The organism is Roseiflexus castenholzii DSM 13941 (assembly GCF_000017805.1).
Lineage (GTDB): Bacteria > Chloroflexota > Chloroflexia > Chloroflexales > Roseiflexaceae > Roseiflexus > Roseiflexus castenholzii.
This window is the reverse complement of sequence record NC_009767.1, coordinates 3,403,522-3,419,129: the sequence shown is the minus strand read 5'-3', so window position 1 is coordinate 3,419,129 and position 15,608 is coordinate 3,403,522. Positions and strand designations below refer to the sequence as shown.

Sequence of the window (15,608 nt, the reverse complement as noted above, 5' to 3'; positions counted from 1 at the left end):
ACTTCTCTCTGGGGCAGAATACTGGCAGGTCTCAGACCCGCCCATATGCCCATCGCCGCTTCACGGCGTCACCCGCAGTCGCGGACCCGAAATAACGCTCAGTGCAGACGCTTCCGGCATCAGCGCCGCCAGCAGCAGTTGATACCTGCCAACCTCGGGCAGGTCTGTATCGAGGGTCAGCGGAACATCCGCCGCGCCAACCGCCGCCTCGACCCTGGTTGTTCCCAGGATGTGCGTTTCACCGGCGGACAGATCGTATGCCAGGAGAAAGATGTGGCAAAATGCGCGCGGTATCTCTTCGGACCCCGCCCATTCAAGGTGCAGCATGGCGGTCGCATGCAGTCGAGAGGCGGCGCCTTTCCCCGGTTGGGCGAAAACTGTATCGATCTGCACATGATCCAGCCACAGCGTAACAGGCACGGCTGCATGGGGTATCGGCGTCGCAGTTTCGATAAAAAAGCGCGCGACCTGCTGATCGTTCCACTCAGGCGGTTGATCGCCGGTTGTGGTCAGACGCGCGTCCTGCACCTCTCCCTCTTCGTCGAGTAGCACGGCAGCAAAGATAATCGGCGCTTCTTCGATCATGTTCTGCACCTCCCGGATTTCTTCTGCTGCTGACGGCGCTGCCTTCCCGCCAGATGTCCCGGTGGTCGTTTCGGCGAGTTCGGTTATCGGCGTCTCTGCGACCGGCTGCACGTCCGTTGCGTCTCCTGCGGCGGGCGGGGCTTCGGGTAGCGTGGCTGCCGTTTCAACCGACGACGGTTCCGTTGCGGGAGGAGGGCGGGTCTGAACCCCGCTCGTGCTTGGCGCCGCCGCTGCCGTCTCGACCGGCGACGGTTCCGTTGCCGTCGCTTCGAGCGGGGGCGTCGGATGCGTCAGATCGCGAGCGCGTTCGATCCATCCCATTCGAACGATCTGTTCCGCAGAGCGGCCCGTCCAGGCAGCCAGGTCGGACGGCGAGCACGCTGCCAGCGCTGCGAAGGTGGTAATGCCGGCTGTGCGCAAGCGACGCGCAATCGCCGGTCCGATCCCCGGAATCTGTTGCAGATCGTCAGCAGGAGCATCGGACGATGGCGCAACAGACGCTGTACTGGCGGGGAAACGCCGGGGCGGTGATGGAACAGCGCCACCGATCGATTGTCGCAGCTGGTCGTGGATCCATTCGATCAGCGCCTCATCCGGCGCACCGGTCCAGACCCTGCGCTGATCGCGCTCTTCGTGATAGGCGCGCGTGCGCCACACCAACCTTCCCTCGCTCACTTCGCGCGACTCGACGGCGATACGGAATGCGGCGCGCTCGTGCCATTGGGTGTCATCATTCCAGTCGCCGCTGCGCGTCTCGTTGTCGGACGGCAGTCGTTCACGCACAGTCATAGAACCTCTCCCCGGTCATTGCAGGTGATAGTCTCCCCGCACAATACCCACCGGAATGCCGTCAATCTCTTCAGGAACGCTCATGTCGTCGGGGTTGCCGCGAACATGAATACGCACTCCGATCACTCCGGCTTCGGGTGGATCGAGCAAGCCAATATCGATACCGGTGACTGCCGGGTGCGCACCGAAGCGCGCGATCATACGATCACGCACGCGCCGCGCCTTGCGCCACCATGCTGCCGATGGTGAACTCATCGCGCCAGCGTCTCCAGCATTTCGCGTTCGACCGCCTGCCACGCCTCGCGCACGGCGGCTTCCGGTCGGCGTCGATCGGTCACCGACGTTCGTTCGGTGACAATCTCGACGTTCAGCGCGTCGAGAACGCTCAGCATATCGATTGCCAGCGCCTGCTCCGGATCGTCACTGCCGGCGAAGTGCAACCCGACCGCCGCGTATGTGTCAGCATCGAGCCACCACGACCCGGAATCGCCTCCTGCGCTGACTTCGCGCTTTCCAGGGGTGGGAACGATGGTCATAACGTGCTCAATGGTGCGCTGCATAGAACCATACCACAACCGCGTTTGTCCTTCAACTCCGGTAATGATCCCTTCAGTGACGCCGGTTGTGCGCCCAGACTTGGTGATGCGCATGCCGAGGCGCGGGAGCGCCACGCCGGTGACCGAACCAATATTCAGCTGGTTGTTGACTAACGAACGATCGCCGGTGAGCGTTGCCACGGCGGCATCGATCTTCTGTCGCATCGCATGGCGCATCGTCGTTGCGACGATGTCATAGGGCATGCCGCCGTCGAGTCGTCCCGGTTGACAGATCGGCAACCCGGCGGCAACCCAGCGTTCGGCGGCGAGCACATGCCAGTTGCTCAGGATCATTAACTCACCGGTGGCGCGATCGCGCACCAGCCCGCCGAGTGTGCCGGCGCTGTAGTCACGCGCAACCGATATGCTGATCCCGCCACGCATTGGATCGTGCCGCGCCCGAGCACCACCAGTAGGCGGTTGCGGGGGATACCACCAGTTCCAGATATGTGGCACATAAGCGCCTTCAATAACATCGGTGACAAATTCGCCGATCTGTCGCGGCACTGCTTCGATGCCGGCGCGCTCGAGTTGCGTGCGTGAGAGTTTTTGCGGCACGTGAAAGCGAATTGTCGGACGTTCGTCGGCAGCTTCGGCGCGGATCGGAATGCCGAAATCGACCATACTAACGCGGTAGGCGGGGTTGTAGAGGAACGATGGCGCCAGGCGGCGCACCATAAGCCGCGCTCGCGCAGCGCGGAGGCGTTCGTCGTCCATTGTTGCGCTCCTTGGAGCGCAGGCGGCAACGTTGCAGTCCAACGTCGCCGCCTGCACCGATTACCGACAGACCTTCGTATCACGCATACACATCGAAGCGCACCGGCTGCTCGAAGCGAATGACGAGTCCGCTTGGACCGAAGATCGAAGCGTGGATCGAGTCGACCCGCGACGCATACCCGGCGAATGGAACCATTGTCGTGCTCAGCGCCGTCAGGATCTGCGCGCGCAGGTGGACCTCATACAACCCCGGTGTGTTCGGCGTCAGCGTGATGGCGTTGAGGATGAAAGGCGCCGGCGCCAGGTTGCCGCTCACCGTCCCGCTCAGCGATGGGTCGGGGTTCATCGAGATGACGTTGTTGGTGTGATACGTGATCCGGTAGGGCAGCAAGGCGCCGCCGATGATCTGCATCGGCGATGGCGCCGGCGGCGGGGTTGGATTGAGGAACAGCACGGAGAAAATCACCACCGGCTGTCCGACCCGCACAATCGGGTTTGGCTTGGGGAAGCCAAGATCAAACGGCGCTGAGAACGGACCGACCGCCATGATGTCCCACCAGTTGGTCGGTGCGGCGACTTCCGGTCGCCAGCTGGCTTTTGCCTCCTCATACGCCGCTTCGAGGCGCTCCAACAGTGCCGCCTGCAGCTCCTCAACCGCCAGTTCCTCTCGCTCGACCTCCGCTCCCTTCGCTGCCACCAGTTCCCGTTTTGCTGTTGCGACTGCCATGGTTGTAACCTCCTCTTTCCTTACCGTACACTGCGTTGCTTACGCGCAAGGACATCCTACGCTGCTCCGCTCACGGGGCGCTTGGCGATCTGTGCGTAGCCGCTACGACGTGGCACAAGTCTGGCTCACGCGGCGGAAAGGTTCGACACGCGATAGGATCGGAGGTGGCACAGAGGGATGCGTGAGCGCCTGAATATTCGTGCATCGGACACAATACGCTCATTCAGCGCTCACGCTCAATCACGGCAGCGGGTGATGAGGATTACAAACCCGCCTGATCCATCCAGCGAATCCAGGGGAGCAGGGCATCGGTCACGGGGATGTGCCCTGGTTCATCGGGGATCGCCGGCAGGTGGCGAGTAGGTTTCAGGCGCAGCGGCGCGTGCATCGTCTGGCGGGAACCGCCGCCGCCGACGTGCAGTGCGGAGGGATCGCCCTGCGCCAGAACTGTTCGTCGGCGGACCGGCGCAAGATGGATTAACAGACGACGACCACAGTGCGGGCACGACCATTCTTCCGCCCCTGATGCGTGTCGATGACGGAGCTGGAGCGTGTGCAGGGGTTGATCCGACATTGTGTGTGTTCCTTTCGTAAAGAAAGATCAACCAATAATCTCTTAACCTCAATTATACACAAAACAGTAACACACCGGAACTACGCGCCGCGTTCGAGGTTTGGGGTTAGGGGGTTGTGGGACTGACGCCTTGGCTGTGATCGTGAACGCTCCTGCGGGGCTTGTTGGTCCTGAGTCCGGTAGCGGCCCGCTATACCTGCGCCGCAGCATCCTGCCCCGGCCCCCGTCATTTAAGGGCGAATAGCACGTATGAGGGTAGCGGGCATTCATGGCGTTGGGATGCGCCGTTGTACCCTCACCCCCGCCCCCTCTCCCGCGCGCGAGAGAGGGGAGACCGGTGCGGGCACGACGCCCGCGCTCCCAGCGGTCTGGTCCCGTGTGATACCAATGACGCTTGACGATGCCGCATGCGTGTCATTCCGAGCGCCGCGACGGGTCATTCCGAGCGCCGCGACGGGTCATTCCGAGCGCCGCGACGGGTCATTCCGAGCGCCGCGACGGGTCATTCCGAGCGCCGCGACGGGTCATTCCGAGCGCCGCGACGGGTCATTCCGAGCGCCGCGACGGGTCATTCCGAGCGCCGCGACGGGTCATTCCGAGCGCCGCGACGGGTCATTCCGAGCGCCGCGACGGGTCATTCCGAGCGCCGCGACGGGTCATTCCGAGCGCCGCGACGGGTCATTCCGAGCGCCGCGACGGGTCATTCCGAGCGCCGCGACTGGTCATTCCGAGCGCAGCGACGGGTCATTCCGAGCGCAGCGACTGGTCATTCCGAGCGCAGCGACTGGTCATTCCGAGCGCAGCGAGGAATCTAAGCGGGTCGCGCACGACCTCTCGCGCTGCTCGGCGTGACCATGCCGGATGTGCACAGGGAATTGGTATGAGAGGCGAGAGGCGAGAGGCGAGAGGCACGAGGCGCGGGGTGAGAGGCGAGAGGCGAGAGGCGAGAGGCACGGGGCGCGGGGTGAGAGGCGAGAGGCGAGAGGCACGGGGCGCGGGGGGATACCAATGACGCTTGACGATGCCGCATGCGTGTCATTCCGAGCGCAGCGACTGGTCATTCCGAGCGCAGCGACTGGTCATTCCGAGCGCAGCGACTGGTCATTCCGAGCGCAGCGAGGAATCTAAGCGGGTCGCGCACGACCTCTCGCGCTGCTCGGCGTGACCATGCCGGATGTGCACAGGGAATTGGTATGACTCTGCATCCGGCGTCATTGCGAACGATAGTGACGCAATCTCTCCTCGCTCAAGAAATCGTCTCGCTGCGGATGCGCCTCGCAATGACAATATGGCAAAGACGCGCCTTCTTTCATCCAAACTCATATGAGCGAGGCTTCGGATTGGTGCGGGCGCGACGCCCACGCTCCCAGTGCTCCCAGGACCGGTGCGGGCGCAACGCCTGCGTGGGTGCGCCGTGCCGCCTGCCACACCAGCGCCGCGTTATGGATGCATCTTCCGCCTGCAAGATGTGGTATGATAACCGTTCCTGCACCTTCTCTGAACCGACACAGAAACCTATGCACACATCAACGCCTTCGCCTCGTTTTGCTGCACTGACCGCGCTGCGGTACCGCGACTTCCGGCTGCTCTGGGCTGGTCAGTTTGTGTCGATCACCGGCACGCAGATGCGCAATGTCGCCATTGCATGGCAGGTGTACCGGCTGGCACAGGCGGACAGCAGCATTCGGGTTGAAATCGCGCTTGGACTGATCGGTCTGGCGCGCGTTATTCCGCTGATCCTGACGGCGATGTTCAGCGGTATGATCGCCGACCGCGTCGAGCGGCGCAAAATTCTGATTCTGACCTCGCTCGTGGCGTTTGTGTGTTCAATAGTGCTGGCGCTTACCGGCGAGATGGAGCGCCCGCCGTTGCTGCTCATCTACACGATGGTGGCGCTGGCATCGGTCGCCGGCGCCTTCGAACTGCCGGCGCGTCAGGCAATCATTCCCAACCTCGTTGCGCCACAGCACTTGCCAAATGCGTTGAGTCTGAACATCGTCGCCTGGCAACTTGCGACGGTTATTGGTCCGGCGTTGTCAGGCGTCTTGATTGCTGCGGTCGGTGTTGCGCCAGTGTACTGGATCGATGCCGCGACCTTTCTGGCAGTCGTTGCGGCAGCGTTGCTCATGCGCACGCGCACCATTCCGGCGCGCATCGAACCGGTGTCGCTCCGGGCGGCGCTGGCGGGGCTGCGTTTCGTCTTTTCACATCGCCTGATTGCTGCAACCATGCTGCTTGATTTCTTCGCTACATTTTTTGGCGCTACTGGAGTGCTGCTACCGATCTTTGCCGATCAGGTCTTGCGGGTCGGACCGACCGAACTGGGCTGGATGTACGCCGCGCCATCGGTGGGAGCAGTGGTCGCTGCAACCCTGCTCAGCGGTGTGCGCATTCCACGACAGGGGACGACGCTGCTCGCGGCTGTGCTGGCGTTTGGCGCATGCGTCGCAGTGATCGGGATGTCGCGTTGGCTCCCGCTAACGCTGGCAGCGCTGGCAGGCATGGGTGCAGCGGATACCGTCAGTATGGTCATTCGCGGCGCGATCCGTCAATTGCTCACTCCCGATGAATTACGCGGGCGCATGGTGGCGGTCAATATGGTCTTCTTTGCCGGCGGCCCGCAACTTGGAGAAACCAGCGCCGGTTTTATCGCCAGCCTGATCGGTGCGTCTGCGGCGGTAACCCTCGGCGGCGTGGCGTGTATCCTCCTGGTTGTTGGAACAGCGCTCAGCGTGCGTGAACTGCGCGAGTACCAGGGACCGGGCTGAGCAGGCATTGTCAGGCGGTAAGATCGCCTGCGGTCAGGCATGGCGTTCGTTTTCCCCTCACCCCCCGCCCCTCTCCCGCGCGCGGGAGAGAGGAGACCGGTGCGGGCGCGACACCCGCGCTCCCGGCGGCTCCCGGCAGACGTTGGATTGGTACAGGCGCGACGCCCACGCTCCCAGGGGGCTTCCGGCGGGCAGACACGATACACTGATTGCATACCAATCACAAGAGCGCCCAAAGACCATGATCGTTTGACGATTCGCCGGTCATGTCGCTATACTACAGATGTGCATGGTCTTTTCGATACTGAGGATACTGGGGTGGCTCGCAACGACAATCCACTGTGTGATCTCGATCCCGCAACAATCGATCCTGCGTGGCTGTTGAATGAGTTGAAAGAAGCGCATCAGACGATCCGCGCTTTGCTCCGTCAGCTCAGCAAGGAACAGGGACGCCACGCCGAGATAGCACGCGCCTATAATAAAACCGTCGCAAATCTGGTCGAGATTACCCGTGAAAATGCGGCGCTCGAACGCGAACGCGATATGTGGAAGGCACGCGCCGAAAGCATGATGCGCGAACACGCTTCTGTGAAGATCGGCGCTATTCCCTTTTCGCTGACTGCTGCCGAAATCAGCGCTATTCGCAAGGCGATGGCTCGCCTGCACCACCCCGATGCTGGCGGCGACGCTGAACGTATGAAACTCTGGAACGCCGCACTCGATCCGCTTGAGGAGCGGGTCTCCTCCTGACTCCACTCCTTATCTGCTCGTTTCCTGCTGCACAACGAATGATACGATGCCGGTCAACGGCGCGCGTGTCGTCCGGCCCCGCGACAGCGAATCTCGGTCGGCTCAGCGCGGACATGAATGCCCGCGCGGGTGCGACTGTAAGTTGTTCGGGTATACTAGGGGAAAGCCTGATGATTGCGAGGACGATCTATGAACCGCCAACGAGCCAGCGGTATTCTGTTGCACCCGACATCGCTCCCTTCGCGATGGGGTATTGGTGATCTGGGCGATAGCGCGTATGATTTCGCCGATCTTCTTGCGGCTGCGGGCCAGCGCATCTGGCAGGTTATGCCACTTGGTCCGACCGGTTATGGCGACTCGCCCTACCAGAGTTTCTCCGCCTTTGCCGGCAACCCATTGCTGATCAACTTCGACATTTTGCTCGAAGAAGCGCTGCTCGCGCCGTCGGACCTCGCCGATGCGCCGATCCTGCCCGATACCGCCGTCGATTATGGCGCCGTCATTCCGTTCAAGCAGCGCATGCTTCGGCGCGCCTTCGCGCGCTTTCAGCAGGGGTTCGCCGATCATCTGCGCCCCGATTTCGAGGCGTTCTGTGAGACTCAGGCGTCCTGGCTTAACGACTACGCGCTGTTCGCTGCCTTAAAAAGCGCCAATGGCGGCGGTTCCTGGTCATCGTGGGATGCAGGTTTGCGCAGCCGCGATCCCGCTGCACTCGATGCAGCGCGTCGCACTTATGCCGACGAGATCGCCTACCAGTGCTTCATTCAGTATCTCTTCTTCGATCAGTGGCTGGCGTTGAAGAAGTATGTCAATGACCTCGGTATTCAGATGATGGGAGACATTCCGATCTTCGTCGCCTACGACAGCGCCGATGTCTGGGCGCATCCTGAGTTATTTTTCCTGGACCAGGAAGGCAGACCAACAGTAGTGGCCGGCGTCCCGCCCGACTACTTCAGCGCCACGGGGCAGTTGTGGGGCAACCCGCTCTATCGCTGGGATGTGCTGAGAGAACGCGGCTATGACTGGTGGATCGAGCGGTTCCGCGCTACGCTAACGCTGGTTGATATTGTGCGTGTCGATCATTTTCGCGGCTTTGCAGCGTACTGGGAAGTGCCAGCCGACGAAGAGACGGCAGTCAATGGGCGCTGGATCGAGGGTCCGGGCGCCGATCTGTTCGAGGCGGTCGAACGGGCGCTTGGCGCACTGCCAATTGTTGCAGAGGACCTGGGGGTGATTACGCCTGATGTCGAAGCACTGCGCGACCGGTTTGGCTTTCCGGGGATGCGGGTGTTACAGTTCGCCTTTGGTGGAAAAGCCGATCAGCCCTATCTGCCACACAATCATATCCAGCGCTGCGTCGTGTATACTGGCACGCACGACAACGATACAACTCTGGGATGGTGGCGCACCGCATCGGAGAAAGAACGGCGCCATGTGCAGTTGTACCTGGGGCGCAGCGGCGATGATATTGCCTGGGACTTCATCCGGGCCGCACTATCGTCGGTGGCGGATACGGCGATCATCCCATTACAGGATGTGCTATCGTTGGGGAGCGAGGCGCGCATGAATACGCCGGGTCGCCCTGGCGGCAACTGGACATGGCGCTTCAGCCTGCATCAGTTGACGCCGGCGATTATCTCGCGTCTAAAGGAACTGACCATGCTCTATGGTCGATATGTCGAACCGGCGCCGGCGGAGCAGGAGACCGATCAGGTCGATGAGCAGTCGGTCTATACGTGAGAGGGCATCTTATTCCATTCCGAGCCAGCGCACGCTCAGCGGTCGCTCGCCCAGACCGTCGGCGCGGATCACCTGCTCGTCGCCGGGCATCAGATCGAGGTAATTGTCGCTCCAGGCGACGCCGTCGCCGGCTAAGAGCACCACACCCTTGGCAGGGCGAGCAGCGCGAATGTGCAGCTCATCATCAGACGCCAGATCCAGGACGATCACGGGATCGGGCAATGTCAGATACTTGAGCGGTTCGGGCCAGAGCGAGGCACGCGCCACGACCTGATCGTTCATAATCACACGGGCATCGAAGATCAGCGCTGACCCCGGATCGAAGCCGAACTGTCCCAGTTCGGTGGTGCGATTGGGGAGGAGTGACACACGCAATTTGTCGAGCACCACCAGATCGCCGCCGAGGGTCCATGTGCGCAGTTCGACATCGACATCTGCGGCGGCGGTCGTTCCATTGACCACCCACAACTCGGCACTATCGGCGGTGCGCGCCAGCCCTGGAGCGATCGGCGCGAGTGCGCGTCGCACGGCATAGAGCGCCGGTTTAGCGCGCCGATAGTAGTCGATCAACGACCAACTGATGACGGGCCAGCAATCGTTCAGTTGCCAGACCAGCGCGCCAGCCGTTGCATAGCGTCCTGGTCCTCCCCAGCGTCGTCTCCAGGAGCGGATTGCCATCGCCAGCGCCTCCGCCTGCACCAGTTGCGTGGCGTAGATGTACCCGTCCAGATCGGACGGGATGCGGACATTGTCGCTCAGGTAGACTGCCAGGCGGCGGGGACCGTCGGCTGCTTTGTTGTGATGATCAAGGGTGCGACTCTGCGGGTAGCGTTCGGCAGGCGGCGCAAACGCCTCGATTGTGGCGCGATCCGGGAACGCCTGCATACCGAATTCACTGACGAAGCGACCATGGTAGGCAACATACTCCTGGTAAGGCGCGACACGTCCATGCCAGACATCCCAGGTATGTCGGTCGCCAAACGTCTGATCCGATCCGTCGGCGCCGCCGTAGGGACTGCCGGGCCAGTAGGGGCGCGTTGGATCGAGGACAGCACAGATATCGGGCAGCAGGCGCTCATAGATCAGGCGCGCCGGGAAACGGTCGGCATTCTCTTCCGGGGTAAGGTTGGGATCGTAGCGCCCGGTGGCGGCGGCAATCTGATAATCTTCATTGTTGCCGCACCAGAGCGCAAGGCAGGGGTGATGCCGCAGGCGCCGCACCTGCGCCTCCGCCTCGGCGCGCACACTGTCGCGAAACCATCCGGGTGCAGGGTAGATGCCGCAGGCAAACATGAAATCCTGCCACACCAGCAATCCCAATTCGTCGCAGGCGTCGTAGAATGTGTCGTCCTCGTAGATGCCGCCGCCCCAGACGCGCAGCATGACCATGTTGGCCGCCGCTGCCTGCTGACACCAGCCGCGATACATTTCCGGGGTAATGCGCGTCACGAAACTGTCGGCGGGAATCCAGTTCGCCCCGCCGCAAAAGATAGGAATGTTGTTGACTTCAAACAGGAATGTGGTTCCGGGTTCGTGATCGAGCGGCGCCTGCACCAGACGCAGCCGTCGCAGCCCGATGCGCAGTTCCCGCCGGTCGAGCGCGCCGTTGCTGTCGTGGAGCGTGGTAACCAGTCGGTACAGTGGATGATCGCCATAGCCGTTGGGCCACCACAAACGCGGTGCAGGCACGTGCAGTCTGGTTGCGCTGCTGCCTCCCTCGACCGGCAGCGCGGCAGTCGCAACCGGTGCGCCATCAGGATCGATCAGCTCGACCTGAACGGTCAGCCCGGCGAAGAAGCGCATCATTTCCCCGGTATTGCGCGCAGTGTGTTGTCCCGCTTCGATCTCCACCTGCACAGCGACTGTCGCGTGGTGCAGATCGGGATCGACCTCGACCGGGCAGGAGACATCGGCGATGCGCGCTGTAAAGAACTCGAGACGGACCGGACGCCAGGGACCAGCGGTTAACAGCGTGGGACCCCAATCCCAGCCGTAGTGGTACTGCGCCTTGCGCACATACAGGCGGCTGCTATCGCCGTTCCAGACTGGCAGAACGCCGTCCTCCGCTTCGCGCGCTCGTCCACGGCGCAGTGCCGAATCGAAGAGCATCATGAGCCGATTGCGCCCTCGCCGGATCAGGCGGGTCACTTCGGCGCGGCGTGGAACGAACATATTGTCATTCGTCAACACCGGCGCATCGTTGAGCCAGACTGTCGCAAATGTGTCGAGACCGTCGCAGCACAGCACTACGGTCTCATCCGGCGCACTATTGTCGGGCGCATCGAAATCGCACCGATAGAGCCAGGCAACCTCGCCAACCCACTGCGCTGCGTATTCATTCAGCCCATCGAACGGGTCTGGCAGCAGCCCGGCAGCGATCAGGTCCTGATGAACGACGCCGGGGACTGTCGCCGGTATCCATCCTTCCTCATCGTCGATCTGAGCGGTGAATTCGCGCGATGGATCGTACTGTCGGAGCCGCCAGCCGCTGGAGAGCACAATCTGCCGCATGAATGACCTTTCATCATACCTGTTGACGCTGCTCGTGAGGGCGCAGGCATCTTACCCACATAGAACGATCTCTGATGGGCGACGGGTGGTATTACTCCTGCCGATGGTGAACCATCGTCCCACAATCACAAGAGTGTGCGAAAAAGAGCGTCATCAAGATGGGGAGACGCCACCAAACACGTTTGCCCTCCTCCTTTGACCAGGCGCTTAGTGCTCAACTGCCGCCAGCAACCGGAGGTGATGCAGCAGCGCATGCACATGGACGGCGCCAGGGTCGGTCGAGTCGGCAGGGAACCGTTCTTCGAGCAATCGCATTGTCTCGCGCACCGTCTCAGACCCTTTCAGAAGTGCAAGCGTCCCCAAATCTTCCAGGACATAACCACCCGAGTCGCGACGATACGTAATCCGACATCCGTAGGAAGACTTCAGTGCGTCCAAATCGTGCTTGAGCGCCGCTACGGCTGCGGTCGGATACCCTTCGGCGCCGAGTTCCTGCTGCACGGCTGTAATCAGGTCCTCAGTCGATGTCGGACCGCGCAGCAACATGCGCGCAATGAACAGGCGTCGTCGGAAGGTCAGTTGTGAGCTTCGTTTGATGCCGCCGCGTCGTTGTGTCATGGTTCTTCCTTTCAGCAGGCTACATCGCAGGCTAGAGTATAGCACAAAAGTAATGCAGGAGACGCACACCATCGGGACGCAACTTTATGGCGATCCCGCGATCATGTACTGGACTGCGGCAGGCGTGACCGCTTCAAACGTACATCCGATCGGCGATGATCTACGTATAAATGAGTGCAAGCGCTTGCGTTCCCCTCTGAAGGTAATATAAAGAAGGAAGAAAGGGAGGACACTCATCGTGGTTCGCCGATCATTTGTCATGCTTGCGGCGCTTATCGCACTTGCGCTTGCATCGCTCATCTCTACTGCTCCGGCGCAGGCTGCAGGCAACGCGAAGGTCTATGTTGTCCATGGCATTCCCGGACGCGATCTCGGTCTTCAACCCAGCCTGCCGGTCGATGTATCGGTCAACGGCGCGTGTGCGCTGACGCGCTTCAAGTACACAGACACAGTCGGTCCAATTGAGCTGCCTGCCGGATCTTACGACATCAAGATCCATCTTTCCGCTTCGCTGTCCACGCCGCCGTGCAGTGGGCCGGTCGCAGTTGCTGCAACGGTTCCGTTCGCCAGTGGTGAGAATGCAACGATTGTTGCCCACCTGACTGACAGCGGCGCACCGACGGCATCGAAGTTCATGAACGATGTGACGCCGGCAAGCGCCGGCAATGGCCGCATCATGGCACGTCATACTGCGCCGCTGCCACCGGTTGACCTGATCGTCAAGACGTTCAGCTCTCCGGCAACGCTGGCAGTCATTCCGAACCTCGCCAATGGTCAGCAGGTGTCGGCTGAACTGCCGGTGAACACGCGCTTCCGCGTCCAGTTCGCGCTTGTCGGAACAACCGATCCGGTGCGGGTTGGCAGTGTCAAGGCGCGCCCAGGTGAAACGGTGATTTACCACGCCGTCGGTTCGGTGCGCAAGAATACCTTTACGCTCATCGAACTGCGCGTCCAGCAGTAAATGGAGAGACGTTGCAGTGCAACGTCAAAGGTGGAGACGGTGCACTGCACCGTCTCTTATCTTATACCCCTGTAAACATCCGGCATGGTCACCCCGAGCAGCGCGAGGGGTCGTGCGCGACCGGCTTCGATTCCTCGCTGCGTTTACCCTGAGCGAAGCGAAGGGCTCGGAATGACACGCATGCGGCATCGTCAAGCGTCATTGGTATTAGTCAGCACATTTCTGATGCCAGACCCAGGCAATCGAGCAGGAAGGCATACTCGAACGCGGTTTCGCGCAGGCGGTCGTAGCGCCCTGAAGGACCGGCGTGCCCGGCGGTCATGTCCGTTTTCAACAGCACCGGCGCATCGTTGGTTTTGACATCGCGCAGTTTCGCAACCCATTTTGCGGGTTCCCAATACTGCACGCGTGGATCGTGCAGGCCGGCAGTCGCCAGGATTGCCGGATAGGCGCGTGGAGTCGTGTTATCATACGGCGAATATGATTGCATATATGCGTATTGTTCTGCATTCGCAGGATTCCCCCACTCCTCGAATTCGATGGCGGTCAGCGGGATCGATGGATCGAGCATGGTGTTCACAACATCGACGAACGGCACATCGGCGACCGCGCACCGCATCAGATCAGGGCGCATGGTGACAATCGCGCCGACCAGCAGCCCGCCGGCGCTGCGCCCCATGATCGCCAGTTGCTTGGGGGTGGTGTAGCCTTCGGCGATCAGGTATTCAGCGCAGGCGATGAAATCGGTGAAGGTGTTGCGCTTGTGCAGCATCTTGCCCGCTTCGTACCAGGCACGCCCCAATTCCCCACCACCGCGTATGTGCGCAATTGCAAAAATCACGCCCCGATCCAGCAGGCTGATCCGCTCAATCGAGAAACGCGGGTCGGCAGTGGCGCCGTATGAACCGTAGCCATACAGGAGCAGCGGCGCCGGGCAGTTCACATCAGCGCGATAGACGAGCGAAATCGGTACGCGCGCACCGTCGTTGGCGGTTGCCCACAACCGTTCGCTGCGGTAGCGCGATGAATCGTAGCCTGGCACATCGTCACGCTTCAGGAGCGTCAGCGTTTGCGCGGTCATATCGTACTCATAGATGGTGCGCGGTTGTGTGAGCGACATCACGTGCAGGCGCAATACGGTCGTATCGAACTCCAGGTTCGGCGCCCAAAGAGCATCCCTGTCCCACGGTTGCAGGGTGTACACCGGTTCCGGGAAGGTCAGCAGGTGGGTTTCTCCGCTGTGCAGATCGATGATCGCGACACGCTCTTGCGCATTGGACCGCTCGTATGCGACCAGATGATCCGCAAACAGGTCGATAGCGTCAATCATCACATCAGCGCGGTGCGGCACGACCTCCTCCAGACGGTCAGGGTGTAGGTCGTTCGCCAGCGCGCGCACCACGCGGAAGTTGAGCGCACCATCATTCGTCAGAAAGTAGAAATGATCGCCGTGGTGATGTGCCGTATACTCGATTCTATGACGACGCGGCAACAATAGACGGGGTGCATTCATCGGCGCATCGGCGGGAAGAGCGCGCACTTCCGACGTGGTGTTGCTGTGTGACGCAATCAGGATGTATGCGCGACTGCGCGTGAGCGACAGACTGACATGGAAGAGCGGGTCCGTCTCTTCGTACACCAGCACATCATCCGCTGAGTCGCTCCCAATAACGTGGCGATAGACCCGATATGGACGCCTGGCATCATCGAGCGTGGTGTAGAACAGGCACCGTCCATCGCTGCTCCAGGCGGCGCCGTAGTATGTGTTCACAATGGGCTGGTCGAGCAATATGCCGGTCGTCAGGTCTTTGAGGTAGAGCGTGTATGTTTCCGAACCTTCTACATCGACCGAATAGGCGAGCAGGCGTCCGTCGTATGTTGGCAAAAAGACCCCAATTCGGGTGAATGGGTATCCCCCGGCAAGCGCATTGATATCGAGTAGCAGTTCTTCATCGTCTGCGCCGATAGCGCGGCGGTAGACCACCGGATACTGTTGACCTGTCTGAGTGCGGCTATAGTACACAAATGCCCCAAAACGCTCTGGGACGCTTTCATCGTCTTCCTTCACGCGGCTGCGCATTTCGTTGTACAGGCGCTCACGCAGCGCGGCGGTGTGCGCCATCATCTCCTCCGTGTAGCGGTTTTCGGCTTCGAGATGGGCAATCACCGCAGGATTATCACGCTCACGCATCCAGAAGTAATCGTCGATAAGCGTATCACCATGGAGCGACACCACGTGTGGTCGCCTGAGCGGTAGAGGTGGTGTTGGCAT

At 61.3% G+C, this 15,608-nt stretch carries 12 protein-coding genes; 4 read left to right on the top strand and 8 right to left on the bottom strand.

The window, feature by feature from the left end:
* Positions 1–60: 60 nt before the first annotated feature.
* The 5 genes from RCAS_RS23385 to RCAS_RS13650 form a co-directional block, all read right to left on the bottom strand.
* Positions 61–1,374: a helix-hairpin-helix domain-containing protein gene (locus RCAS_RS23385; protein ID WP_012121148.1), complete on the bottom strand. Its 1,314-nt coding sequence runs from the start codon at positions 1,372–1,374 to the stop codon at positions 61–63.
* A gap of 15 nt (positions 1,375–1,389) precedes the next feature.
* Entirely contained in the window at positions 1,390–1,629 is a 240-nt protein-coding gene (locus RCAS_RS13665; protein ID WP_012121147.1) for a hypothetical protein, read from the bottom strand.
* Entirely contained in the window at positions 1,626–2,687 is a 1,062-nt protein-coding gene (locus RCAS_RS13660; RefSeq protein WP_012121146.1) for a chymotrypsin family serine protease, read from the bottom strand. The genes RCAS_RS13665 and RCAS_RS13660 overlap by 4 nt, the downstream gene beginning before the upstream one ends.
* 79 nt (positions 2,688–2,766) lie before the next feature.
* Positions 2,767–3,414: a hypothetical protein gene (locus RCAS_RS13655; protein WP_012121145.1), complete on the bottom strand. Its 648-nt coding sequence runs from the start codon at positions 3,412–3,414 to the stop codon at positions 2,767–2,769.
* Between the two features lie 262 nt (positions 3,415–3,676).
* Positions 3,677–3,988: a hypothetical protein gene (locus tag RCAS_RS13650; protein ID WP_012121144.1), complete on the bottom strand. Its 312-nt coding sequence runs from the start codon at positions 3,986–3,988 to the stop codon at positions 3,677–3,679.
* Between the two features lie 1,517 nt (positions 3,989–5,505).
* On the opposite strand from RCAS_RS13650, the gene RCAS_RS13640 reads away from it, so the two are divergent.
* From RCAS_RS13640 to malQ, 3 genes are all read left to right on the top strand, one after another.
* On the top strand, positions 5,506–6,756 hold the full coding sequence (locus RCAS_RS13640; protein WP_041332020.1) for an MFS transporter: 1,251 nt from the start codon (positions 5,506–5,508) through the stop codon (positions 6,754–6,756).
* 318 nt (positions 6,757–7,074) lie between these two features.
* Positions 7,075–7,506: a hypothetical protein gene (locus tag RCAS_RS13635; protein ID WP_012121142.1), complete on the top strand. Its 432-nt coding sequence runs from the start codon at positions 7,075–7,077 to the stop codon at positions 7,504–7,506.
* 189 nt (positions 7,507–7,695) lie between these two features.
* Positions 7,696–9,246, top strand: coding sequence for a 4-alpha-glucanotransferase (malQ, locus tag RCAS_RS13630; protein WP_012121141.1), 1,551 nt, complete (start codon positions 7,696–7,698; stop codon positions 9,244–9,246).
* A gap of 9 nt (positions 9,247–9,255) precedes the next feature.
* On the opposite strand, the gene RCAS_RS13625 is transcribed toward malQ, so the two are convergent.
* Positions 9,256–11,757 (bottom strand): beta-mannosidase, encoded by a 2,502-nt coding sequence (locus RCAS_RS13625; protein WP_012121140.1) that lies wholly within the window; start codon positions 11,755–11,757, stop codon positions 9,256–9,258.
* Positions 11,758–11,964: 207 nt separating this feature from the next.
* A complete protein-coding gene (locus tag RCAS_RS13620; RefSeq protein ID WP_012121139.1) occupies positions 11,965–12,375 on the bottom strand; it encodes a hypothetical protein in 411 nt (136 codons plus the stop codon).
* 238 nt (positions 12,376–12,613) lie between these two features.
* On the opposite strand from RCAS_RS13620, the gene RCAS_RS23380 reads away from it, so the two are divergent.
* Positions 12,614–13,336 carry a DUF4397 domain-containing protein gene (locus tag RCAS_RS23380; RefSeq protein ID WP_012121138.1) on the top strand — a complete coding sequence of 241 codons (723 nt, stop codon included), beginning with the start codon at positions 12,614–12,616 and terminating at the stop codon, positions 13,334–13,336.
* Between the two features lie 211 nt (positions 13,337–13,547).
* Here the strand turns inward: RCAS_RS23380 and RCAS_RS13610 are convergent, their stop codons facing one another.
* Entirely contained in the window at positions 13,548–15,608 is a 2,061-nt protein-coding gene (locus tag RCAS_RS13610) for a S9 family peptidase (RefSeq protein ID WP_012121137.1), read from the bottom strand.

Excerpts from the sequence above, each read along its gene's own strand:
- malQ (WP_012121141.1), top strand. The coding sequence starts at position 7,696 with ATGAACCGCCAACGAGCCAGCGGTATTCTGTTGCACCCGACATCGCTC.
- RCAS_RS13660 (WP_012121146.1), bottom strand. The coding sequence starts at position 2,687 with ATGGACGACGAACGCCTCCGCGCTGCGCGAGCGCGGCTTATGGTGCGC.
- RCAS_RS13620 (WP_012121139.1), bottom strand. The coding sequence starts at position 12,375 with ATGACACAACGACGCGGCGGCATCAAACGAAGCTCACAACTGACCTTC.
- RCAS_RS23385 (WP_012121148.1), bottom strand. The coding sequence starts at position 1,374 with ATGACTGTGCGTGAACGACTGCCGTCCGACAACGAGACGCGCAGCGGC.
- RCAS_RS13625 (WP_012121140.1), bottom strand. The coding sequence starts at position 11,757 with ATGCGGCAGATTGTGCTCTCCAGCGGCTGGCGGCTCCGACAGTACGAT.
- RCAS_RS13640 (WP_041332020.1), top strand. The coding sequence starts at position 5,506 with ATGCACACATCAACGCCTTCGCCTCGTTTTGCTGCACTGACCGCGCTG.
- RCAS_RS13650 (WP_012121144.1), bottom strand. The coding sequence starts at position 3,988 with ATGTCGGATCAACCCCTGCACACGCTCCAGCTCCGTCATCGACACGCA.
- RCAS_RS13655 (WP_012121145.1), bottom strand. The coding sequence starts at position 3,414 with ATGGCAGTCGCAACAGCAAAACGGGAACTGGTGGCAGCGAAGGGAGCG.
- RCAS_RS13610 (WP_012121137.1), bottom strand. The coding sequence starts at position 15,608 with ATGCCAACACCACCTCTACCGCTCAGGCGACCACACGTGGTGTCGCTC.
- RCAS_RS13665 (WP_012121147.1), bottom strand. The coding sequence starts at position 1,629 with ATGAGTTCACCATCGGCAGCATGGTGGCGCAAGGCGCGGCGCGTGCGT.